Source organism: Kitasatospora sp. NPDC058444 (genome assembly GCF_042721415.1).
In the GTDB taxonomy this organism is placed as follows: domain Bacteria; phylum Actinomycetota; class Actinomycetes; order Streptomycetales; family Streptomycetaceae; genus Kitasatospora.
In genome coordinates this window covers 112,390-133,864 of the sequence record NZ_JBHXLL010000007.1, presented here as the reverse complement: position 1 = coordinate 133,864, position 21,475 = coordinate 112,390, and the positions used below count along the sequence as shown (strand labels likewise).

Annotated in this window: 19 protein-coding genes; 8 read left to right on the top strand and 11 right to left on the bottom strand. The window is 73.0% G+C overall.

From position 1 onward, the window contains the following. Positions 1-10: 10 nt before the first annotated feature. Positions 11-3,130 carry a phosphocholine-specific phospholipase C gene (locus tag ACFWP2_RS11065; protein ID WP_380450067.1) on the bottom strand — a complete coding sequence of 1,040 codons (3,120 nt, stop codon included), beginning with the start codon at positions 3,128-3,130 and terminating at the stop codon, positions 11-13. Positions 3,131-3,399: 269 nt separating this feature from the next. Between ACFWP2_RS11065 and ACFWP2_RS11060 the strand changes: the two genes are divergently transcribed. Next, positions 3,400-4,479 (top strand): YihY/virulence factor BrkB family protein, encoded by a 1,080-nt coding sequence (locus ACFWP2_RS11060; protein WP_380450066.1) that lies wholly within the window; start codon positions 3,400-3,402, stop codon positions 4,477-4,479. A gap of 36 nt (positions 4,480-4,515) precedes the next feature. Here ACFWP2_RS11060 and ACFWP2_RS11055 read toward each other — a convergent pair whose 3' ends face one another. From ACFWP2_RS11055 to ACFWP2_RS11025, 7 genes are all read right to left on the bottom strand, one after another. After that, positions 4,516-4,995, bottom strand: a complete 480-nt coding sequence (locus tag ACFWP2_RS11055) for an ATP-binding protein (RefSeq protein WP_380450065.1) — start codon at positions 4,993-4,995, stop codon at positions 4,516-4,518. A gap of 143 nt (positions 4,996-5,138) precedes the next feature. Then, the gene (locus ACFWP2_RS11050) at positions 5,139-5,534 is read right to left on the bottom strand and encodes an STAS domain-containing protein (RefSeq protein WP_380450064.1); all 396 of its coding nucleotides are present in this window, start codon (positions 5,532-5,534) and stop codon (positions 5,139-5,141) included. 82 nt (positions 5,535-5,616) lie between these two features. Beyond that, a complete protein-coding gene (locus ACFWP2_RS11045; RefSeq protein WP_380450063.1) occupies positions 5,617-6,519 on the bottom strand; it encodes a SigB/SigF/SigG family RNA polymerase sigma factor in 903 nt (300 codons plus the stop codon). A gap of 115 nt (positions 6,520-6,634) precedes the next feature. Further along, positions 6,635-6,937 carry a hypothetical protein gene (locus ACFWP2_RS11040; protein ID WP_380450062.1) on the bottom strand — a complete coding sequence of 101 codons (303 nt, stop codon included), beginning with the start codon at positions 6,935-6,937 and terminating at the stop codon, positions 6,635-6,637. Beyond that, complete coding sequence (locus ACFWP2_RS11035) at positions 6,934-7,431, bottom strand: hypothetical protein (protein ID WP_380450061.1); 498 nt, start codon at positions 7,429-7,431, stop codon at positions 6,934-6,936. Before ACFWP2_RS11035 ends, ACFWP2_RS11040 begins: the two co-directional genes overlap by 4 nt. A 110-nt stretch (positions 7,432-7,541) precedes the next feature. Next, complete coding sequence (locus ACFWP2_RS11030) at positions 7,542-10,550, bottom strand: BTAD domain-containing putative transcriptional regulator (protein WP_380450060.1); 3,009 nt, start codon at positions 10,548-10,550, stop codon at positions 7,542-7,544. A 544-nt stretch (positions 10,551-11,094) separates the two neighbouring features. Then, entirely contained in the window at positions 11,095-11,622 is a 528-nt protein-coding gene (locus tag ACFWP2_RS11025) for a peptidylprolyl isomerase (protein WP_380450059.1), read from the bottom strand. 302 nt (positions 11,623-11,924) lie between these two features. On the opposite strand from ACFWP2_RS11025, the gene ACFWP2_RS11020 reads away from it, so the two are divergent. From ACFWP2_RS11020 to ACFWP2_RS10990, 7 genes are all read left to right on the top strand, one after another. Beyond that, positions 11,925-13,322: a uracil-xanthine permease family protein gene (locus ACFWP2_RS11020; protein WP_380450058.1), complete on the top strand. Its 1,398-nt coding sequence runs from the start codon at positions 11,925-11,927 to the stop codon at positions 13,320-13,322. Positions 13,323-13,474: 152 nt separating this feature from the next. Then, positions 13,475-14,203 (top strand): hypothetical protein, encoded by a 729-nt coding sequence (locus ACFWP2_RS11015; protein ID WP_380450057.1) that lies wholly within the window; start codon positions 13,475-13,477, stop codon positions 14,201-14,203. Positions 14,204-14,545: 342 nt separating this feature from the next. Beyond that, the gene (locus ACFWP2_RS11010; protein ID WP_380450056.1) at positions 14,546-15,568 is read left to right on the top strand and encodes a hypothetical protein; all 1,023 of its coding nucleotides are present in this window, start codon (positions 14,546-14,548) and stop codon (positions 15,566-15,568) included. 190 nt (positions 15,569-15,758) lie between these two features. Continuing rightward, on the top strand, positions 15,759-16,964 hold the full coding sequence (locus ACFWP2_RS11005; protein WP_380450055.1) for a helix-turn-helix domain-containing protein: 1,206 nt from the start codon (positions 15,759-15,761) through the stop codon (positions 16,962-16,964). Positions 16,965-17,183: 219 nt separating this feature from the next. Continuing rightward, positions 17,184-17,459 (top strand): putative ATP-grasp-modified RiPP, encoded by a 276-nt coding sequence (tgmA, locus tag ACFWP2_RS11000; protein ID WP_380450054.1) that lies wholly within the window; start codon positions 17,184-17,186, stop codon positions 17,457-17,459. A 41-nt stretch (positions 17,460-17,500) separates the two neighbouring features. Then, complete coding sequence (locus tag ACFWP2_RS10995; protein WP_380450053.1) at positions 17,501-18,454, top strand: MvdC/MvdD family ATP grasp protein; 954 nt, start codon at positions 17,501-17,503, stop codon at positions 18,452-18,454. Next, positions 18,451-19,590, top strand: a complete 1,140-nt coding sequence (locus tag ACFWP2_RS10990; RefSeq protein ID WP_380450052.1) for a hypothetical protein — start codon at positions 18,451-18,453, stop codon at positions 19,588-19,590. The genes ACFWP2_RS10995 and ACFWP2_RS10990 overlap by 4 nt, the downstream gene beginning before the upstream one ends. 200 nt (positions 19,591-19,790) lie before the next feature. Here ACFWP2_RS10990 and ACFWP2_RS10985 read toward each other — a convergent pair whose 3' ends face one another. Genes ACFWP2_RS10985 through ACFWP2_RS10975 form a run of 3 tightly spaced genes read right to left on the bottom strand, consistent with a single transcriptional unit; the run spans position 19,791 to position 21,174 of the window. Beyond that, positions 19,791-20,225, bottom strand: a complete 435-nt coding sequence (locus ACFWP2_RS10985) for a peptidase inhibitor family I36 protein (protein WP_380450051.1) — start codon at positions 20,223-20,225, stop codon at positions 19,791-19,793. 33 nt (positions 20,226-20,258) lie between these two features. Next, positions 20,259-20,699, bottom strand: a complete 441-nt coding sequence (locus ACFWP2_RS10980) for a peptidase inhibitor family I36 protein (RefSeq protein ID WP_380450050.1) — start codon at positions 20,697-20,699, stop codon at positions 20,259-20,261. 31 nt (positions 20,700-20,730) lie between these two features. Further along, a complete protein-coding gene (locus ACFWP2_RS10975; RefSeq protein ID WP_380450049.1) occupies positions 20,731-21,174 on the bottom strand; it encodes a peptidase inhibitor family I36 protein in 444 nt (147 codons plus the stop codon). Positions 21,175-21,475 lie beyond the last annotated feature (301 nt).

Below are 21,475 nucleotides of genomic sequence, written 5' to 3'. Positions count from 1 at the left end.
CGGCGGGTTGTCAGCCGGTGATGGGGCGGGTGTCGAGGCGGATGTGGTCGACGGCCCAGTACCAGTTGTTGCCGGCGTCGTACATGCGGAACCTGAGGGTGACGGTGCGGGCTCCGGCCGGGACGGCGAAGCTGCGGGTGATCCGGGTGTTCTGGGCGTCCTTGCCGGCGTTGTCGTTGCCGGTGGTGTCGGCGCTGTAGGCGAGCAGGCGGGTCTCGGTGCCGTTGTCGAAGACGGCGGTGACGGTGGCCTTCTGCGGGGCTTCCTGGCGGTAGTGGGAGTCGAAGGCGAGGTGGAGGGTGTCGGTGCCGGCCGGGACGGTGACGGCGGGCGAGACCAGGGTGGAGTCGAAGACGCCCTTGCGGGAGGGCGCGCCGGTGTCGTCCCAGTCGTCGGGGTCGGCGACGGCGACGACGCCCAGGGCGCGGGTGAAGTTGCCGCGGTCCTGTCCGGCGGGGACGGACCACTCGCGCTTGGTGTGGAAGGTCCAGCCCTGGAGGCGGGTGGTGCCCTGGGGCATGGCGGGGGCGTTGACGACCGTCCAGCCCTTGGGGGCCTGGGCGGTCCAGCCGAGGACGCCGGCCTGCGGCTGGAGGGTGTCGGCGAGGGATTCGAAGTCCTCGTCGAGGAGGTGGCCGGTCATCACCGGGGCGGGGCGGGCGGCGAGTTCGCCGTCGGCGAGGGCGAAGCGCGCGTCGGCCTGGGCGCGGGCGGTGACCAGCAGGCGGTGAGTGGCGGTGGCGGGCAGCTGGGCGGGCGGGGTGACCTGCCAGACGGCGGTGGCGGCGGCGCCGGCGGCGAGCTTGTCGGGCGCGGCGGTGAGGGTGGTGGCGCTCCAGCCGGGCGGGAGCAGCGGCTGGGCCTCCAGGCGGGTGAGGGCGGTGGTGGCGGTGAGGGTGGCGGTGACGGTGGCGGGGCGGCCGGGCAGCAGGACGGGTTCGTCGATGGTGGCGGAGGCGGCGCCGAGGGCGAGGTTGACGGTGAGCGGGTCGGCCAGGCCGAGGGCGGGGTCGGTGACGGTGCGCTCGTCCCAGGGGAAGCGGCCGGCGATGCGGCGGCGGAAGCCGAGGTCGCCCTGGACGGCGACGGCGACGTCGTACCAGCCTTCGGGGCCGACCTTGAGGTTGACGGTGCGGTCGTCGCCGGCCGCCACCCGCACCTCGCGCAGGCCGTCGCCGTAGGCGAGGTCGCCGACGAGGAAGGTCTGGGCGGCGCGCGAGCGGTTGATGACGTCGACTTCGAGGACCTTGCCGTCGCTCTCCTCGGAGAGCGAGACCTCGTAGGTCGAGGCGGTGTCGCCGCGCAGGTGCCACAGGGCGCCGTCGGGGCCGTGGACGCGCAGGTCGTAGCCGGCGGGGCCGACCTTCCAGACGTCGGACAGGCGGCTCCTGGCGGCGACGGTGTAGTGCTTGGGGGCTTCGCCGGGGGCGGGGTAGACGGCGAACACGGCGCCCTGGCGGCCCTGGTTGACGAAGTCGAGGGTGAGTTCGCCGCCCTTGAGGCGGGGCTTGACGAGCAGGTCGTAGGGGGCGGGGCGGGAGGTGCGGGTGCCGCGCTGCTGGCGGGGGAAGGTCTGCGGGCTGGGCACGGTGGGGGCGGGGAGCTTGCCGGTGTCGACGACCTTCTGGCGGTTGCCGCTGGTGTCGGGCAGCTGGGGCCAGGCGGGGTTGCGGCCGGAGAAGTCGAAGACGCCGGTGAGGTCGCCGCAGACGGCGCGCCGCCAGGGGCTGATGTTGGGCTCCTGGACGCCGAAGCGCTGTTCCAGGAAGCGCAGCACGGAGGTGTGGTCGTAGACGGTGGAGTCGACGACGCCGCCGCGGGTCCACGGGGAGACGACGATCATCGGCACCCGTACGCCCAGGCCCATCGGGTAGGGGCCGGAGACGAGGGTCTCGCCGGCGGGGAGGGTGGCGGACCAGGTGAGGCCGCCGTCGGCGGCCTTGACGCGGTACCTGCCGTCCTGGCCGACCACCCGGTGGTAGGTGGAGGAGCCCTTGGCGACGCGGACGACGACCTCGCCGTCGACCGGGACGTTGGACTTGCCGCGGCCGTCGGCCAGCGGCGGGACGGGCGGCAGCTGGTGGTCGAAGAAGCCGCCGTGCTCGTCGTAGTTGAGGATGAAGACGGTCTTCTGGAACACCTCGGGCTTGGCGGCGAGCGCGGACAGCAGCCGGGAGGTGAGGTGCTCGCCGTTCGGCGGGGCGTAGTTGGCGTGCTCGGACAGCGCGGCGGGGGCGACGATCCAGGAGACCTGCGGGAGGCGGTCGGCCTGGACGTCGGCGGTGAAGGCCTCGACCAGGGCGTCGCCCATGGCGAACGGGTCGTTCTTCCCGGCCGGGTCGCCGACGGCGCGCAGGCCGCGCTCGTACAGCGGCTCGCCGGGCTTGGCCTTGACGAAGGGCGCGAACCAGGCGAGGGCGTTGTCGTCGAAGTTGTCGAGGGCCTGGTAGGTCTTCCAGCTGACGCCGGCCTTCTCCAGGCGCTCGGCGTAGGTGGTCCACTCGTAGCCGCCGGGGATCTCGGTGTTGTCGGTCACCGGAGTGTCCCGCACGGTGCCGCCGCTGGTGCCGGTCATCAGGTGGTCGCGGTTGGTGTTGGTGTTGCACTGCACGGAGGCGTGGTAGGCGTCGCAGACCGTGAACACCGAGGCGAGGGCGTGGTAGAAGGGCATGTCGGCGGGCTCGTAGTAGCCCTGGCCGAGCCAGCCGGAGGAGCGGCGGGTGACGGAGCCGTCGGCGCGGCCGTCGTTCCAGGCGTTCATGGAGTCGCCGTAGCCGAAGGCGGGCGCGCCCTGCTGGTAGGCGTTGGTGTGGGCGGCGTTCATCGCGAAGGGCAGCAGGTAGCCCTCCTTGCGGCTGGGGTCGGGCTGGTGGAACACCGAGCGGCCGTCGACGCCGCGTACGGCGGTGCGGTCGCCGAAGCCCCGTACGCCGGCCAGGGTGCCGAAGTAGTGGTCGAAGGCGCGGTTCTCCTGCATGAACACCACGACGTGCTGGATGTCCGCCAGCCGTCCGGGCCGGGCCGGTGCGGCGAGCGCCTGCTGGACGCTGAGCGGGAGGGCGGACAGCACCGCGGCCGCCGCCGCGCCGCCGAGGACGCTGCGGCGCGACAGTTCGGGCTTCGGACTCATCGGGGTGGGGCTCCTTGCTGACGGACCGCGGGTCTTCGGTACGGGGGCCGGCCGCGCGGTTCGGACCGGACCCGTTATGTGTACGAGACCGAGATGGACGCGGCCGTGGCGTCCGATGACGGGCCGATGACCGGCAAGAGGCCCCGAGCTGTACAGACAACTTGACGCCAGTCGATCAAGCAGTTGACCGATCAACAGGCCGGACCGGCCGTCAGGCGCGGCCGTCGCCACCAGCGGTTCACACCGCGCGCCGGGGGCAGACGCGCGGTGTGAACCCCATCGAGCGGGGCCTGCGGGCCGTGGACGGCTTCCAGCAGCGCCACCGGGCCCCCGGCCTGGTGATCGGCGTCGTGCGCAAGTACGGGGACGACCGGGGCGGCCTGCTGTCCGCCCTGATCACCTACTACGGCTTCGTCGCCCTGATCCCCCTGCTGCTCCTGCTCAGCACCGCCCTCGGCTTCGTCCTGCACGGCCACCCCGGCGCGCAGCACGCCGTCCTGGACTCCGCGCTCGCCGACTTCCCGATCATCGGCGACCAGCTGCGCCAGAACGTCCACTCCCTCCAGGGCAGCGGCCTGGCGCTGCTGATCGGCGCGCTCGGGCTGCTGTACGGGGCGCTGGGCATCGCCCAGGTCCTGCAGCACGCCATGGCCGAGGTCTGGAACGTGCCCGGCGTCCAGCGGCCCGGCTACTGGCCGCGACTGGCACGCAGCCTGCTGCTGTTCGCCGTCCTGGGCACCGGGCTGGTGCTGGGCACCGCCGCCGCCTCGCTGGTCGGCGACACCCTGGCCGGGACGGCCGCCCGGATCGGGGCCCTGACCGTCTCGGCACTGGTGAACACCGCCCTGTGCCTGGCCTGCTTCCGGGTGCTCACCCCGCGCGAGATCCCGCTGCGGCTGCTGCGGCCGGGCTGCGCGCTCGCCGGGCCGCTGTTCACCGCCCTCCAGGCGGGCGGCTCCCTGCTGGTCACCCACGAGCTGCGCCACGCGAGCCAGGTCTACGGGTTCTTCGCGACGGTGATCGGGCTGCTGTTCTGGCTCTACCTGACCGCGCAGGTCACCGTGTACGCGGCCGAGGTCAACGTGGTGCTCGCCCGGCGGCTGTGGCCGCGCAGCCTGCTCCAGCCGCCGCTGACGGACGCCGACCAGGCGGTGCTGTCCTCGGTCGCCCGCCAGGAGGAGCGCCGGCCCGAGCAGCGGGTCGACGTCTCCTTCCACGAGGGGCCGGACGGGGACGGCGGGCCCGAGGGGCCGGACGGGGACGGCGGGCCGGACGGGGAGGACGGCGAGGACGGTGCGAAGGACGGGCAGGACGGGTCGCAGGGCCGGGAGGGCGGCGGCGGCCGGTGACGCGCGCCGGGGGGCCGGCCGCGGGTCAGCCGCGGGTCAGCCGCGGGTCAGCCGGTGGGCGTCGAACTCGGCCCAGATCGCCTTGCCCTGGCCGTGCGGCTCGCCCCCCCAGCGGTCGGCGGTGCGCTCCACGATGAACAGGCCGTGGCCGCCGGGCAGGGCCGGCTCGTGCGGCAGGCGCAGCGCGGGCATGGCCGGGCTGCGGTCGCTGACCTCCACCCGCAGGCGCTGCCCGGTGGCGTGCAGGACCAGCTCCAGCGGGCCGTCCCCGTGCAGCATGGCGTTGGCCACCAGTTCCGCGACCAGCAGCACGACGTCCGCGCCGACGCCCTCGTGGGCGCCGGGCGCGCCGGCCGGCGGGTACCAGTCGCCGACGGCCTCGGCGGTGAAGGCGCGGGCCCGGGCGACCGGCTTGGGCAGCCCGGCCAGCGGCAGCCGCCGGCGCTGGCCGCCGGGCGGCAGGGCGGGCCCGGCCGGGTGCGCGTCGCCGTCCAGGGTTCCCCGGCTCATCGTCATGTGAGGGCACCCTTCGGATCGACGGCGGTTCGCATGGTCGGATTCCCGGCGCTCCCGGGATTATGCCTGCCCCGGCCCCGGGCGCGCGGCCCCCGCGGCACACCGTGCCCGGGGGCGGGCGCGGGGTGGCGTGTCCGGGCCGCTCAGGCCGCCAGGGCCTCCTCGGCCGAGCGGTGGATGGAGAACACCGCGTGGGTGCCGGTCAGTTCGAGGACCCGCATGACGGTGGGCGGCACCGCGGCCAGGTGCAGGTCCACGCCCTCCTCCCCCGCCGCGAGACGGGTCTTGAGCAGGAGGTTCAGGCCGGAGGAGTCGCAGAAGCCCACCCCGGCGAGGTCGATCACCACCGCGCCGGGCCGCCGGGCGACCAGGGCGGTGAGCGTGTCGGCGGCGGGGGCGAGCGTCTCGATGTCGAGGTCGCCCGTCAGGGCGCAGACCACCGCGCCGGCCGCCGCGGGGCGGGTCCGTACCGCCAGCTCCGCACGGTACGGGGAGGCCGCCGGCGCGGGGCCCCGCTGGTCGTCGTCGGATGGCATCATCGTCGTCCCCTCCTTGTCCGTGCCCTCCGACCTTACGGAGACGGCGTCCCGCGGCCAAGCGGGTGCGGGGCGCCGGGCGCTCTCAGTCCTCCTCCAGCCCCTCGCGCAGGCGCCGCAGGGTGCGCGAGAGCAGCCGGGAGACGTGCATCTGGGACACCCCCAGGCGGGCGCCGATCTGCGACTGCGTCAGGTCCTCGCAGAAGCGCATCGACAGGATCAGCCGCTCGCGCTCCGGCAGGGCGGCGACCAGCGGCTTGAGCGCCAGCAGGTCCTCCACCCGGGAGAGGTCCGGGTCCTCCTCGCCGAGGCGCTCGCCCAGGCTGCCGGGGCGGTCGTCGTCCTCGGTTCCGGTGTCCAGGGAGCCCGCGGTGTGCCCGTTCGAGGCGGTCAGCCCCTCGACCACCTCCTCCGCGGAGAGCCGCAGGTGCCCGGCCAGTTCGGCCACCGTGGGCGCCCGGTCCAGCTCCTGGGCGAGGCGTTCCTGGGCCTTGGCCAGGACGATCCGCAGCTCCTGGAGCCGGCGGGGCACGTGGACGGCCCAGGTGGTGTCCCGGAAGTGGCGGCGGATCTCGCCGAGCACGGTGGGCAGCGCGAAGGTGGTGAACTCGGCGCCCAGGTCGGGGTCGAAGCGGTCGATGGCCTTGATCAGGCCCACCGCACCGACCTGCAGCAGGTCCTCCTGCGGTTCCCGGTGCGCGGTGAAGCGGCGGATCGCGTACCTCACCAGCGACAGGTTCATCTCCACCAGGGTGGCCCGCACGTACGAGTACTCCCGGGTGCCCTCCTCCAGCGCGGCGAGGCGGCGCAGCAGCACCCGGGTCAGCTCACGGGCGTCGGCCGGCGCCACCTCCCGCAGGTCCCGCGCCGCGGCCAGCTCCGGCGGCAGCAGGTCGCGCAGCCCCGCCGTGGCGCGGGCGGCCGTGCGGGAGGGGTCCTTCGTCGGCGAAGCGGCGGAGGCGGTCAGTTCACCAGTGGTCGTGACCATCGGAGTCCTTCCTCGTGTCGGCACGGTCGAACGCCCCGGATACCCCGCCCCGGCCGATCGATGCCCCCGTGCCGCGTGGAGGTTTCGTGAACCCGTGCGGGCGTGCGGCCGGGCCCTAACGGGCCGTGGGGTGGTGGAGCCGGCGGGCGGCGGTGCGGATGGCGAGGGTGTACGGGGCGTCGAGGGCGCGGGTGCGGGCGTCGAGGTCGGCGAAGGGCACCAGGGCCTTGTGGGTGTCGTCGGTGGTCTGGGTCCAGGCCGTCCAGGCGTTGTGGACGTCCTCGTCGGTGACCTGATCGCCCTTGGCCTGCAACAGCACGGCGTAGATGCGGAAGAGGTCGTCGGAGCCCGCGGGTGGTCTGGCCTCCGAGGGCAGGCAGGAGCGGATCAGGTCGGCGATGGGATCGAGGTGGCTCATACGGTCAGTGTGCCGGTGGCGAGCGTGCCGGTGAGCAGGATCAGATGAGCCACCGCGAATATCATCGGCACGAGCCGTTCGGTGGTGCCGAGTTCGGTGTAGTGGCGGTGGCGGCGGCCGGGCGTCGCGGCGTTCCTGAGGACGTCCCACTCGTCGGTGTAGATCCGCGCGGACAGCTTGTCCTCCAGGTTGTTGATGACCTGGAACTTGGCGCTGTTGAGGTCCCGGTAGCTGCGCAGCTGCATCCACCAGGCGCCGGAGAGGGTGATGCCGGCCAGCGCGACGGCCGTCGCCACCCACCACGGGGACTCCGACAACTTGGGTATGCCGAAGCCGATCAGGGTGACCAGCGCGGTCTGCACGGACAGGAAGAAGGTGTTGGCGCTGCCCCGCCGGGCCGAGACCCGGTCGGCCATCTCCACGGCGAGCTTGTACAGCTCCAGCAGCTCGGACTGACGGTCGGACCGACGGTTCGGCTCCGGCGGCGTGGTCATCGCGAACCCCCCTCGGGCAGGTGGTGTGCCGGCTTCGCCCGCTGCCCGGGCTCCCCCCGTTGCGTTCCGGACTCCCCCGTGTGTTCCATCCTTCCCGGCGAGCCCGCCCGTCAGTGCTGCGCGGCGGCGGTGGCCCTCACCCCGACGGCGCCCCTCGCGACGGCGCCCGCCGGCGCCGGGGTGCCGGCCGACAGGGCGCGCAGGGCCGCGCCGGCCTCCGCCTCGCCCTCCCCGTACTGGTGGGCGCGGGCGGTGCGCAGCGCGGCGTCGAGGTGGAGCGCGGCCTCCTCCGGCTGGCCGGTGGCGGCCAGGGCGCGGCCGTAGAGGGTCTGCAGGACCACCCGGCGGGTGACCGGGAAGGGCGGTTCGGCGACGGCCAGGCCGCGGGCGGCGTGGTGGGCGGCCTCCTCGGCGGCGCCGGCGGCCAGGCTCTCCTGGGCCAGGTGCAGGCGGGCGAGGCCCACGAGGTCGGCGCGCCCGGCCCGTTCGGCCAGGGACAGGGCCCGCACCAGCAGGCCGCGGGTGCGGGCGCGGCCGGCGCGGTCGCCGTGGCGGGCGAGGGCGACGGCGAGGTTGACGAGGGCGACGGCCTGGGCGGTGCCGTCGCCGGCCCGGGCGGCGAGGTCGGGGGCGCGTTCCAGGTGGACCAGGGCCTGCTCGGGGCGGCCCTCCTCCAGCAGGACCCAGCCCAGCAGGGCCCGGGCGCGGGACTGGGCGCCGGGGTCGCGGTCGGCCTCGGCGGCGGCCAGGCCGTGTTCGAGCAGCGGCGCCCAGCCGTCCCGGACCTGCCAGACGATCAGCGGCCACTGGAGCAGCACCAGGCGCCAGGCGCGGTCGTGCAGTCCGGCGGTGACGGCCGCCTCGACCGCGCCGCGCAGGGTGTCGCGTTCGGCGGCGTACCAGGCGAGCGCGGTCGCCCGGTCGGGGAAGGGGCGGACCTCGGCGGGGCGGCGGGTGCCGGGCGGCAGGGTGCAGCACGGTTCGCTGCCCGGTTCGGCGGCGGCGCAGGCGGTGAGCAGGGTGTTGAGCAGGTGGTCGAGCAGGCGGGGCAGGACCTGGGTGTCGGTGTCGCCGGGCAGGCTGCGGGCGTAGAGGCGGACCAGGTCGTGCAGGGTGTAGGCGTCCCGTCCGATCTCCACGATCAGGTGGGCGGTGGCCAGTTGGGCCAGGGCGTCGGCGGCCTCGGCGGGGCGGCAGCCGGCCAGGGCGGCGGCGGTGCGGCTGTCGAGGGTGGCGCCGGTGTGGGCGCCCAGGCGGCGGAACGTGCGGCGGACGGGCTCGCTCAGGTGCTGGACGGTCAGCGCGAGGGCGGCGGCGACGCTGGTGTCCTCGACGTCGAGGAGGTCCAGGCGGTCCTGTTCGTCGGCGAGTTCCTCGGCGAGGGCGGCCAGCGCGCGGGCGGGGCCGGTGGCGAGGCGGGCGGCGGCCAGCCGCAGGGCCAGCGGCAGGCCGTCGCACAGGCCGGCCAGGCGGGCGGCGGCCTCGGGGTCGGCGGCGACCAGGTCGGGGCCGAGGGTGGCGGCGAGCAGGGTGACGGCCTGCGGGGAGGAGAGTTCGGCGAGCGGCACCGGGCGGGCCGCGTCGGAGGCGACCAGGCCGCCGAGCCGGTCGCGGCTGGTGACCAGGGTGACGCAGTCGTCGCCGTCGGGCAGCAGCGGGCGGACCTGCTCGGAGCGGCGGGCGTTGTCCAGGACGATCAGCATCCGCCGGGTGGCGGTCAGTTCGCGGTAGCGGGCGGCCATCGCCTCGGGGGTGGCGGGCATCTGCTCGGCGGGCAGGCCCAGGGCGAGCAGCAGTTCGCGCAGGACGGCGGCGGTGTCGCGTTCCGGCAGCGGGCTGTGGCCGCACAGGTCGACGAAGAGCCGGCCGTCGGGGAAGTCCTGCTGTCGGCGGTGCGCCCAGTACAGGGCGAGGGTGGTCTTGCCGACGCCGGCGCCGCCGGTGAGCACGGCGACGGCGCCGGGGGCGGCGGTGGCCCGGTCGAGCGCGGCCAGCTCGTCCTCCCGGCCGGCGAAGCCGCGCGGGCGGCGGGGGAAGGGCCAGGGGGTGGGCTGGTACCAGGGGGCGGCGGCGGGCGGCGCGGCCGGGGGCGGTACGGGGGCGGGCTGCGGGGCCTCGGGCCGTACGGGGGCGGGCTGCGCGGCGGGAACGGGCGGCGCGGCCGGGGGCCGCCGGTCGGGGACGGAGGCCAGGCCGCCGACGGTGGCGACCCGCGCGGGCGGGACGCGGTCGGCCGGCAGGCGGTCGGAGGGCAGGCGGTCCGGCGGTTCCTGGTCGCTGGGGAGCCGGGCGGGCGGCACCCGGTCGGAGCGGCCCGGCGGTACGGCGGTGCGCTGCGGCGCGGCCGGGTGCGGCGACACGGCGGGGTGCGGCGGGGCGTCGGTGCGCAGCAGGCGGTCGTAGGCGTCGGTGAGTTCCGGCCCGGGGTCCATGCCGAGTTCCTCGGCCAGGGCGCGGCGGGTGCGGTGGAACCAGTCCAGGGCCTCCGAGCGGCGCCCGGCGCGGCCGAGGGCGTGCATGAGGTCGGCGACCAGCGGTTCGCGCAGCGGGTTGGCGGTGGCCTCGGCGTGCAGCAGGTTCGCGGCCGCGCCGTGGTCGCCGAGGCGGCCGTGGGCGCGGGCCAGTTCCTCGGCGGCGGCCAGCCGCAGTTCCTCCAGGGCCTGGGCGGCGCACTGCAGCGGCAGGCCGGGGGTGGTGCCGGCGAGGGCTGGGCCCCGCCACAGGGCGAGTGCCTCGCGCAGGTCGGCGGCGGCCCGGGCGGCGTCGTCCCGGGCGCGGGCGCGGGCCACCAGTTGTTCGAACCGTAGGGTGTCCACCGCGTGGTCGGGTGCCCGCAGCAGGTAGGCGCCGTTGTCGGTGACGAGTTCGATGCCGGCGGCGGGGGCGTCGTGGGCGGTGAGCAGGGCGCGCAGCCCGGAGACGTGGTTGTGGATGACGGTGCGCGAGTGCCGGGGCGGTTCCTCGTCCCAGAGGGTCTCGGTGAGCCGTTCGACGGTGACGGGTGCTCCGGGGTTCAGCAGCAGCATGGCGAGCAGGCTGCGGCGTTTGGCCGATCCGGCCGGAAGCTCCCGGCCGTCCGCGGCCACCACGGCCACCGAGCCCAGCAGTCGGAACTCCACGCACCCCCCTTAGATGGATTAGATGTATATGACAATCGTATGACAGCCGGCGACCTGACGATCGCGGAGCGTCGTCCCGGGCACCGCCGGGCGGCGGGCCGGGGCCGGCCCGCCGCGTCCGGGGACTACCAGGTGACGGCGTCGTCCATGTCCTGCTGCCAGGAGCCGGCCTTGAACGAGCCGTCGATGGACAAACCCCGCGAGGGCAACGAAGGGTTGCTTCCCGCGCCGACACTCTCGTTGCCGGAGGGGCCGTCGAAGTGGACGGCCGGTGAAGTCTCGGTGTGGCCGAGGCCGCCGCCGGCACCCGCCGGACGGAGCTTGCCCGGTGATCCGTCCCGGGCGCCAGGGGCAACGGCCGATCAGGGACGGTGGGACGCCGGAACGGGCCCTGAGCAGGGGGAATGCCGGGGCCCTGGAACGCGTGCATGGAACGCGGGGCGGGGCGGCGGGGCGGCAGGGTGGGTCGTCACCTGACGCGCCGTTCCGGGCCGGCCTGCGGCCGGGGCCCCCGGAGGCCCCGGCCGGCCGGGGGGTCCTCCGGTCAGCGGGTCTCGATGACGACCTTCTCGATGACCACGTCCTGGACCGGGCGGTCGTTGCGCGGGTTGGTGTCCGTCGTCGCGATGGCGTCGACGACCTTCTGGCCGGCCTCGTCGGCGACCTCGCCGAAGATGGTGTGCTTGCCGGTGAGCCAGGTGGTCGGCCCGACGGTGATGAAGAACTGGGAGCCGTTGGTGCCCGGTCCGGCGTTGGCCATGGCCAGCAGGTAGGGCTTGGTGAACGCCAGGTCCGGGTGGAACTCGTCCGCGAACTTGTAGCCGGGGCCGCCGGTCCCGTTGCCCAGGGGGTCGCCGCCCTGGATCATGAAGCCCTCGATGACCCGGTGGAAGACCGTGCCGTCGTACAGCGGCGCGTTGCTCGGCTGACCGGTGTTCGGGTCGGTCCACTGCCGTTCGCCCGTGGCGAGCTCCACGAAGTTCTTGACGGTCTTGGGGGCGTGGTCCGGCAGCAGCCGGACCACGATGTCGCCCTTGTTGGTCTTCAGCGTCGCGTACAGCTCTTCCGCCATGGCACGTCCTTCTTCGGTGGGTCCTACGGGTTGCGGCCAGTCTTCAGGGCGGCGGGCCGGATGGAGGGGCGGCGACGCGGCGATACGCCCACACGGGTGGCGCCCCGCGAACGGGCGTCCGAGCGGCGGCCGGATCCGCGACGCGCGGGCGGGGCCCGTAAGATCCCGACAGCATCAGGCCCGTCCGGCCCCACCCCACGTCTCCGCAGCTCACGCGGCTGCGCGTGATCGCCGGGACACCCGGCGGCCACCACAATGGTGCGAACGGTTCCCCGGAAGTACAGAGAAAGCGAAACATCACCATGGATCTCGGCGTGCGCTGGAAGCTGCACGGTGACGGGCGCACGCCCGCACCGGGGGCGGTGGTCCGTCCCGACGAACGGCTCTCCTGGCCCCGCACGGTAGGGCTCGGCGCCCAGCACGTGGTGGCGATGTTCGGGGCGAGCTTCGTGGCGCCCGTGCTGATGGGGCTCGACCCGAACCTCGCGATCATGATGTCCGGCGTGGCGACCGTGATCTTCCTGCTGGCCACCAAGGGCCGGGTGCCCAGCTACCTGGGCTGCTCGCTGTCCTTCGTGGGCGTGGCCGCGGTGATCCGGGCGCAGGGCGGCACCAGCGCCACGGTGACCGGCGCGGTGTTCGTGGTGGGCGTGGTGCTGTTCCTGGTGGGTGTGGCGGTCCAGCGGTTCGGGGCGCGCATCATCCACGCCGCGATGCCGCCGATCGTCACCGGCGCGGTGGTCATGCTGATCGGCTTCAACCTGGCCCCGGTGACCGCCTCGGTGTACTGGCCGCAGGACCAGTGGACGGCGCTGCTGGTGATGCTGTTCACCGGCCTGGCCGTGGTGTGCCTGCGCGGCTTCTGGTCGCGGGTGGCGATCTTCCTGGGGCTGCTGTTCGGATACGGGATCTCCTGGCTGTTCGACCGGGTCTTCGGGAAGATCCACTCGGTGGACGGCGGCGGGCACATGTCCGACCACTGGCGCCTGGACCTGTCGGGCGTCGGCAAGGCGGACTGGATCGGCCTGCCGACCTTCCACGGCCCGTCCTTCCAGTGGTCGGCGATCCTGGTCGCGCTGCCCGTGGTGATCGCGCTGGTCGCGGAGAACGCCGGACACGTCAAGGCGGTCGGCGAGATGACGGGCTCGAACCTGGACGACAAGCTGGGCACCGCGATCTCCGCGGACGGCATCGGCTCCATGCTCTCCACCGCGGTCGGCGGCCCGCCGAACACCACGTACTCGGAGAACATCGGCGTCATGGCCGCCACCCGGGTCTACTCGACGGCCGCCTACTGGTGCGCCGCCGGCTTCGCGCTGCTGTTCGGCCTGTGCCCGAAGTTCGGCGCCATCGTGGCCGCGATCCCGGGCGGGGTGCTCGGCGGCATCACCGTCATCCTGTACGGCATGATCGGGCTGCTGGGCGCGCAGATCTGGACCAGGTCCCGGGTGGACCTGAGCAACCCGCTGAACCTGGTGCCGGCCGCGGCGGGCATCATCATCGGCATCGGCAACGTGACGCTGAAGTTCACCGACACCTTCAGCCTCAGCGGCATCGCGCTCGGCACGCTGGTCGTCATCACCGGCTACCACGCGCTGCGGGCGCTGGCGCCGGCGCACCTCAAGACGCAGGAGCCGCTGCTGGACGAGGGCACGTCCTCGTACGACGAGGACGCCGACGGGCAGCCGGGCAAGCCGTAACGGACGGCGGCGGGTCCGGGTTCAGGCTCGGGAGGACGGCCGGCGGAAGTCCGAAAAGGATCTTCCGCCGGCCGTTCCGTTGGCCGGACCCGGCCGGGTGGTGGTCAAATCACCGCACGTCAGTATCCGGTCACTCACCCCCCGGGAGAGGCATGTCCCTTCTGCCCCGCCGCCGCAAGGCCGCCGCCGCGGCCGCCGCCCTCGCCACGTTCGCCACCCTGGCGGCCACCTGCGGCCAGGCCTCCGCCGCCGACGCGGGCAAGGTCCTGTGGACCCCGAGCACCAGCACGGGCCCGTCCTCGTTCAAGGCGGTCCAGTGCGCGGCCGGCAACTTCGGGGTCGTCAAGGACTCCGTCAAGGGCAGCGTGTGGCGGGCCTTCCAGGCCGCCGGCGAGGAGCGCTGCGAGACGCTCAGCCCGGACCTGAAGGAGGGCGACACCTTCTACCTGGGCTGGTCGTCCAAGGTGGACGTCAAGGACACCAACAGCCGGTACGTGTTCCAGCTGAAGTGCTCGCCGAGCACCGACACGGCCAACCACCCGATCGAGATCGACATCGCCAACGGGCGCGTGCGCCTCCAGGAGTGGGACACCGCCCACGTCTCCCACTCCCTGTGGACCGCGCAGACGGCCAACAACACCTGGCACTCCTACGCCCTGAAGATCCGCCTGGGCCGCACGGACGGCACCATCGACTTCTGGTTCGACGGCGTGAAGCAGACGTTCACCACCGGCTCGGGCACCTTCAAGGGCACCACCTGGGACGGCGACCGCAACTACCTCAAGTGGGGCTCGTACCACGAGTCCACGGGCGACGCGACGAACACCTTCACCAGCCCGGTCATGGCCACCACCCTGGAGGCGGCCACCGCCGGCTCGTAGGACCCTGAGGGGCGACCCGCGGGCCCGGACCGGTTCACGGTCCGGGCCCGCGGTCCGGCGGAGTCGCGGTCGCCCGCCCCGCATGCGAGTTCCAGCACGCACTGGCGCGTTGCCCGCCCGGGCAACCTTTGCTGCCCGCCCGTACCTGGCACTGGTTCCCCCGGCCCAGTATCAAGGAGGAGTCGACAGCCCCGCGCCTGTGGAGAGCCTTCCTTGCACGATCACGAGACCACCAGAGCCACCGAGGCAGGCGGCCGTACTCCCGCCCGCAAACCCAGCCCCGCCCCGCCCACGCGGCTGCTCGGCCTCCAGGCCACGGTCGGCAACGCCGCGGTCGTCCAGATGCTCCGCCAGGCCGGCCGCTCCCAGGCCCAGCCCGGACGGGACCGGCACGCCGCCGGCCACGTCCCGGCCCGTCCTCCGGCCGCCGTACAGCGCGCCGAAGGCGGAGCGGACACCGACGCCGAATCCGAGTTCCGGCTGGGCACCGCGGCCGCGTTGGAACGGATCATCAGCAAGGACGTCAAGGACCGGCTGGGTGTCAGCGGGCTGCATCTGAGCATCGGCGGCGGAGGCGGGGTGGCGGCGCTGAAGGCCGCCCGGCCCGTCCAGGATCTCGATCTGCGGCTCCACATCTCCGACCCCGAGGGCAACGACCCGCAGCTGCGCCGGGAGGTCATCGCGTACCTCGAAGCCCTGCTGCAGGACGAAGCGGGCACCGACCCCAACGGCACGACGGTGAAGGGCACGTTCGGCGGGGCCGAGGTCAGCGTCACGCTGGGCAAAGTGCCCACGGAGACGCGGAACATGCAGGTGCACGAGAGCTCCGCCCGGGTTCCCCTGACGGTCGTGGCGCCTCTGCGCCTGTTCACGGACAAGGTGACCGCCTTCGCCATGCGCAAGGAGAAGGAGGGAGAGGTCCTGGCGGAGAAGCGGCAGAGGGACGCCCGTGACCTGCTGACCCTCTACCCGCAGATCACCGCCGAAGGGGAACTGGCGGACGTACTCACCGAAAACGCGGACAAAGACGAGTTCATTCACCACGGCCTGAGCAAAGCGGCCCAGTTCACGCAGGAACTGGGCCGCTACCGGAAGGAACACACGGGCAATTTCGAGCCCGAGGAGTGGGAGCGCCTCCGAGAGATCGGGCGGACTCTGGAGAGGGTCGCCAAGAACCTGCGCAAGTCCAAGGCCGAGTCCCCGGCACAGCCGGCAGGCGTGGTGACAGGCCCCTCCGGCACCACCCCGGCGGCCGTTGACGCCCCCACCGGCACGGACCCCGGAGGAATGACCAAGGCCGAACGCAAGGCTGCCAAGCAGGCCAGGCGCCAGCAGAAGCTGACCGAACGGCCACCGACGGACTGAAGGCTCCCGCTAGGGACCGCAGGCCCGGACCGCGTGGAGGCGGTCCGGGCCTGCGGCTGTCGGACTGGGCTGTCGGACTGGGGCTCGGACCTCGCCGAACGCGCCGCTGCGAACAGCGGACAAGCGCCCCGTCGCTCCGGACGTGGCGGGTACCTTCCGAGTACGGCCGTGCACCCGGAAGGAACCCAGGATGACGCAGTGGACCGACTACACCACAGGCGAGCGGATCAAACTTCTGCGCGGCCCGGACATGACCCAGGAGCAACTCGCCGAGGCCTCGGGACTCTCGGTGGCAACGATCCGCAAGGCCGAACGCGATCTCGGTGGGAGCCTTCAAACGTTGCTTCGGATCTCGGCCGCGCTGAACACGGACGTTTCGGTGGTCCTCGGCCAGCAGGCGCCCCGACGCGCGATGCGCGGTACCGACCGGGCGATGATCCGTGAACTGTCCCGCGCCGTCCACGACACCGCCGCCGGGGCCGGTGTCGACGTGCAGCCACCGCCTCCGGCCGAGCTGGGTGCCGGACTCGGCGCCGCATGGGAGGCCTACCGTGTCGGCGACTTCGTCGGCGCGGGCGTGCGTGTCGCTCCGGCTCTGCGCGAAGCCGCCGCCGCTCTGCGGGCTGCAACCACCGACCGGCGGGGCGCGGCGGCCGGCTTCCTCGCGGACGCCTACCGGCTCGCCGCCTACGTGGCGAACCAGTTCGGCGCCCGCGACCTCGCGTACGCCGGTATCGGCCATGCGCAGCACCAGGCCCACCAGGCCGGGGATACCGTCCGTTCGGCCATGGTCGCATCGGGCCGCTCGTGGATCTACCTGCGGGATGCCCGGCTCGACCAGGCCGAGCAGACCGCGCGGTTCTCCTACGAGGCGATCGAGCCCCGGTACGGGGACCGTGATCTCGATCTGCTCGCCACGTACGGATGGCACGTGACCTTCGCCGCCGTCATCGCGGCACGGCTGGGCGACGTCGCGGACGCGGACGATCTGCTGTCGCAAGGGCACGCCGTCGCCGCCCGGATGGGCCGGGACGTCACGGTGAACGGTACGGCGTTCGGGCCGGCCACGGTCACCGCGCAGGCCATCGGCATCGCGGTGTCGACCGGGCGCCCCGGCAAAGCCCTCGGTCTGTTCTCGTCGATCGGCGACACGTCCAGCCTCACCCCGTCCGCGCGCAATCGGATGCTGCTGGACGTCGCCCTCGCCCAGGCGGAGACCCGGCAGTCGGACACGGCGCTGGACACCCTGCTGGACGTGTGCTCGGCCGCCCCCGGGTGGGCCAGGCACCAGGCTCTGCCAGGAGTGATCGCCCAGAAGGCAAGTGTCGGCAGCGCGACCACCGCCAAGCTTCGGAAGCTCTCCGGCATCCTCGGGACTTCCACGATCATCAGTTGACGAGTGATACGGGGCGTATCACTTGCGTCCGGTAGGACTTCGGAAAGTGATACGCCCCAACCGTTCACCGACAGTGCACGCATGGTCACAGTGGATCCGTGCTGATGCGCCGTCACGAAGTGGTGTGTCAGCCGCAGATGCCCCCACGGCGGCCGACACCTCCCGTCCCCGAACGCGGTGCCGGCAACCGCACCACCCGACCTGAGGGGAAGCGACACCATGTCCGTTCTGACCGATCGACTGCCCACGCTGAACATCGCCGTGAACGCGGAGCCGACCGGCCCGCTCGCCACCCGGCCGTTCGGGCTCGACGCCATCACCAACCCGGTGACCGTCGCGCCGCTGCCGCCCGCCCGCGTCGACCCCGACACGCAGTTGTCGCTGATCGACGGCCGCACGGCGATCGACCTGCCCACCATGGACGGATCGGGCTGTCAGACCGAGTCCGACGGGCAGACCGTGATCAGCGTCGACTACGACCAGAACGACGACTGATGTCCGACGGCGCCAGGAGCACGCGGGGCACCTCTCCCCGCGTGCTCGTCATCACCCACGACCTCGACCCCACCGCCGACTACGTCCTGCGTGAGCTCAATGCCCGAGGCATCCCGTTCTGGCGCACCGACGTCGCCGACTTCCCGCAGCGCACGACCATGACAGCCGAGTTGGGGCCCGACGGCCAGTGGGTCGGCACCCTCAGCGGCGCCCTGCGGGGCGTCGACCTGTCCGAACTCGCGTCCGTGTGGTGGCGCAAGCCCACCGCCTTCCGGTTCGCCGCCGGCATGTCCGGCCCCGAGCAGCGGTTCGCCGCCTCGCAGGCCAAGCGGGCGTTCGCCGGCGTTCTCGGCTCGCTGCCCGGGGTGCTGTGGGTCAACCGCCCAGAGCGCAACGCCGACTGCACGAAGCCCGCGCAACTGACCGCCGCCGCCGGGGCCCGGCTGCCCGTGCCGGCGACACTGGTCACCAACGTCCCCAGGGCGGTACGCGAGTTCGCCGAGCGATGCGGCGGCCGGATCGTCACGAAGGTACTCGGCGGGATCGTCCACACCGAGAACGGGCAGCGGGGCCAGATGTACACCACCCGTGTCCCCGAAGACCGGTGGGACGATCCGCGTACGGCGCTGACCGCGCACCTGTACCAGCAGGAGATCACCGACAAGGCGTACGAAGTCCGGGTGACCTGCGTCGCCGGTCAGCTGTTCCCCGTGCGGATCGACGCCCCGGACGGCCCCGGCCGGCTGGACTGGCGTACCGATTCGAAGAACCTCACCTACACCCCGGCACGGCTTCCTGAACCGATCCGTACGGGCATCCTGGACATGCTGCGGCGTCTCGGACTCGTCTTCGCTGCCGTGGACCTGATCGTGGACCGGTCCGGGACGCACTGGCTGGTCGATGTGAACCCGGGCGGGCAGTGGGCCTGGATCGACGTCACCCGCGACGCCGTCACCAACGCGATCACCGATCTCCTCCAGAAGGGCACCACGTGACCGACGCTGCCGAGCCGATTGCCGAGAGCCTGCGCCAGGCCATGGTCGACGCGCTGATCGCCGACGGTTCCCTCACCGATCCGGGGTGGCAGCGCGCGTTCCGGGACGTGCCCAGGCACCTGTTCGTGCCGTACTTCTACCGGCAGGGCCAGGGCGGCAGTCAGCAGCGGGTCAGCGGTGACGACCCCGGGCACGCTGCCGAGTGGCTGAAGGCCGTGTACGAGAACCGGGCACTGGTCACCCACCTGATCGACGGGAACGCCGCGTCGTCGTCCAGCCAGCCCTCCCTGATGGCCGTGATGCTCGAAGCGCTCGGCGAGCGGGCCGACATCCGGGTGAAGGAGATCGGTACGGGGGCCGGTTACAACGCCGCGCTGCTCTCCCATCGCTACGGCGACGACCAGGTGGTGACCCTCGACATCGACCACGACATCACCGACACGGCACGGCGCCGCCTCGGCCGCGCCGGCTACCGGCCGACGGTGCTCACCGGCGACGGCGCCGCCGCCCACTCGCCCACTGAGCCGGGGCGATCGGAACCACGCCGCTACGGCGCGATCATCGCCACGTGCGGGCTCTCCCGCATCCCGCTCGCGTGGCTGCCCGAGCTCGCCCCCGGCGGCGTGATCGTCGCGCCCGTCGGATACGGCATCGCACGTGTCCACCGGACCGGCGAAGCCGAGGCCGACGGCCGGTTCCTCACCACCCCTGCCTACTTCATGCCCCTGCGGACAGTCGGGGACAGCGGGATCATCCGCCGGCCACAGCTCTCCGACGGCGACCGCCGGCCGTCCGCCATCGGTGCCGATGCCCTGGCGGACGAGGACTTCCGCTTCCTGGTCAGCATCACCATGCCACCGCTCGGCTGGCAGTACGACCTCGGCGACGGCGGGACACCGGTCGGCGCCCGGGTGTGGACGTCGAACGGATCGATCGCCGAACTGCGGCCCGACGGCACCGTGACCGAGACCGGCCCACGCCCGCTGTGGTCCGAACTCGAATCGGCGCACCGCGTGTACCGGGCCCACGGCCGGCCGGCCCGAGACCGGTACGGCATCACCGTCACGGGCGCCGGACAGCAGGTGTGGCTCGACCGTCCAGACGGCCCGTCATGGACGTTGAGCCCACGACGCTGACCGGCACTACGGCCCCGAGGCGGGCCGCGCCGGCACCGCGTCAGTCTGCGTCGGGTTCCTCCGCCCCACTGGGTCGTCGGCCGGTGCCGAGCCTGCCGCAGCCGGCGGAAATGGGAACAGACCGCAGGCCCGGACCGCGTGGAGGCGGTCCGGGCCTGCTCGTCAGGCACGTGCGGTGGCCGGGCGGGGCCGGCGACGGGTCAGCAGTACTTGAAGGAACTGATCTTGTCGTTGATCCACGACGGGACCGAGGGCCACCGCTCCCAGGGGCCGATCCTGAACTCCGCGCCGCCGTAGTCGTTGTGCTCGTAGAAGCAGATGCTGCTCCCGGTGTTGTTCAGCACCGACGAGGTGACGTCCTGCATCCCTTGCCACAGGCCGTTGTCCCGCTTCAGCTTGCCCATGTCGCTGATGTTCTGGTCCGAGGCGATCGCCGGGAACTTGCCGGTGGAGCCCGTGTTGCCGACGTAGCTGTTCTCGGTCCACAGGCAGACGTAGTTGGTGGGGCACGCTCCGGCTCCCTGCCCGATGCCGAGGATCGTGTTGGCGCTGGCGGAGCCCGCCACGGTCACGACCAGCCCGACGGCGGCGGCGGCGCACAGGCCGAGCCTGGTCATCTTCTGGGAAATCTTCATGACGATCCGTTCAGCTGGAAGGAGAGGAAGGGGTCAGCAGTACTTGAAGGAGCTGATCTTGTCGTTGATCCACGACGGGACGTAGGGCCAGTGCTCCCCGGGCCCGATCTTGAACTCCAGGCCGCCGTACCAGTTGTTCTCGTAGAAGCAGATGCTGCTCCCGGTGTTGTTCAGCACCGACGAGGTGATGTCCTGCATGCCCTTGTCCCCACCGGAGTCGCGCTTCTGGAGCTTGCCCATGTCGCCGGTGTTCTGGTTCGACGCGAAGGAGCCGAACTTCGCGTCGTTGATGGTCCCGCCCCGGATGAAGTTGGCCTCCGACCACAGGCAGACGTAGCCGTCGGGGCACGACCCGGCCCCGTGGCCGATGTCGTAGACGTTGGTGGCGCTCGCGGAGGTCGCCCCGGTCACGATCAGGCCGGCGGCGGCGGCGGCGGACAGGCCCAGCTTGGCCAGGTTCCTGGAGAGCTTCATGACGATCCGTTCAGGTCGAGGAGGTAAGGGGTCAGCAGTACTTGAAGGAGCTGATCTTGTCGTTGATCCAGGACGGGACCGAGGCCCACTTCTCCCAGGGGCCGATCCTGAACTCCAGGCCGCCGTAGTTGGTGTGCTCGTAGAAGCAGATGCTGCTGCCGGTGTTGTTCACGACCGAGGACGCCTCGTCCGTCATGCCCTTCCAGCGCCAGAGCTTGCTCTCGAACTTGAACTTCCCCAGGTCCGCGATGTTCTCGTTCGCGCCCACGGCCCCGTAGTCGACCCCGCCCTTCGGGTTCCCCACGATGTAGTTGTTCTCGCTCCACAGGCACACCCAGTTGGCGGGGCACTTGCCGGGACCGGTCTCGATCGAGGTGAGGATGTCGGCGCTCGCGGTCGTCGTCGTGGCGGCGAGCACCCCGGCCACGGTGGCGGCACCGATCGCGAGCCTCGTCGCCATTCGCCGCAGGTTCATCACTGGTCTCCTCTGTTCTCTCTGCTGCCAGGGGGTCTGCTCCGACGGTGCGTTCTCTCGTTCGCGGAGCGACACCACTGTGGCGGCGAGGACACAGGGGAGACATCAGTCATCCGACTGCATGGGAAGGCGACGCCGTCGACCTAAGTCGGCCCCCCGGCGGCGTACGCCGACTCAGGAACAGGCGTGGGGGGGGGGGGGCCCCCCCCGGGGGGGGGCCCCCCGGGGAGCCAGGGCCCCCCCCCCCCCCCCCGCGGCCCCCCCCGCCCGCCCCGCCCCCGCAGCGTGCGGGGGGGGGAAC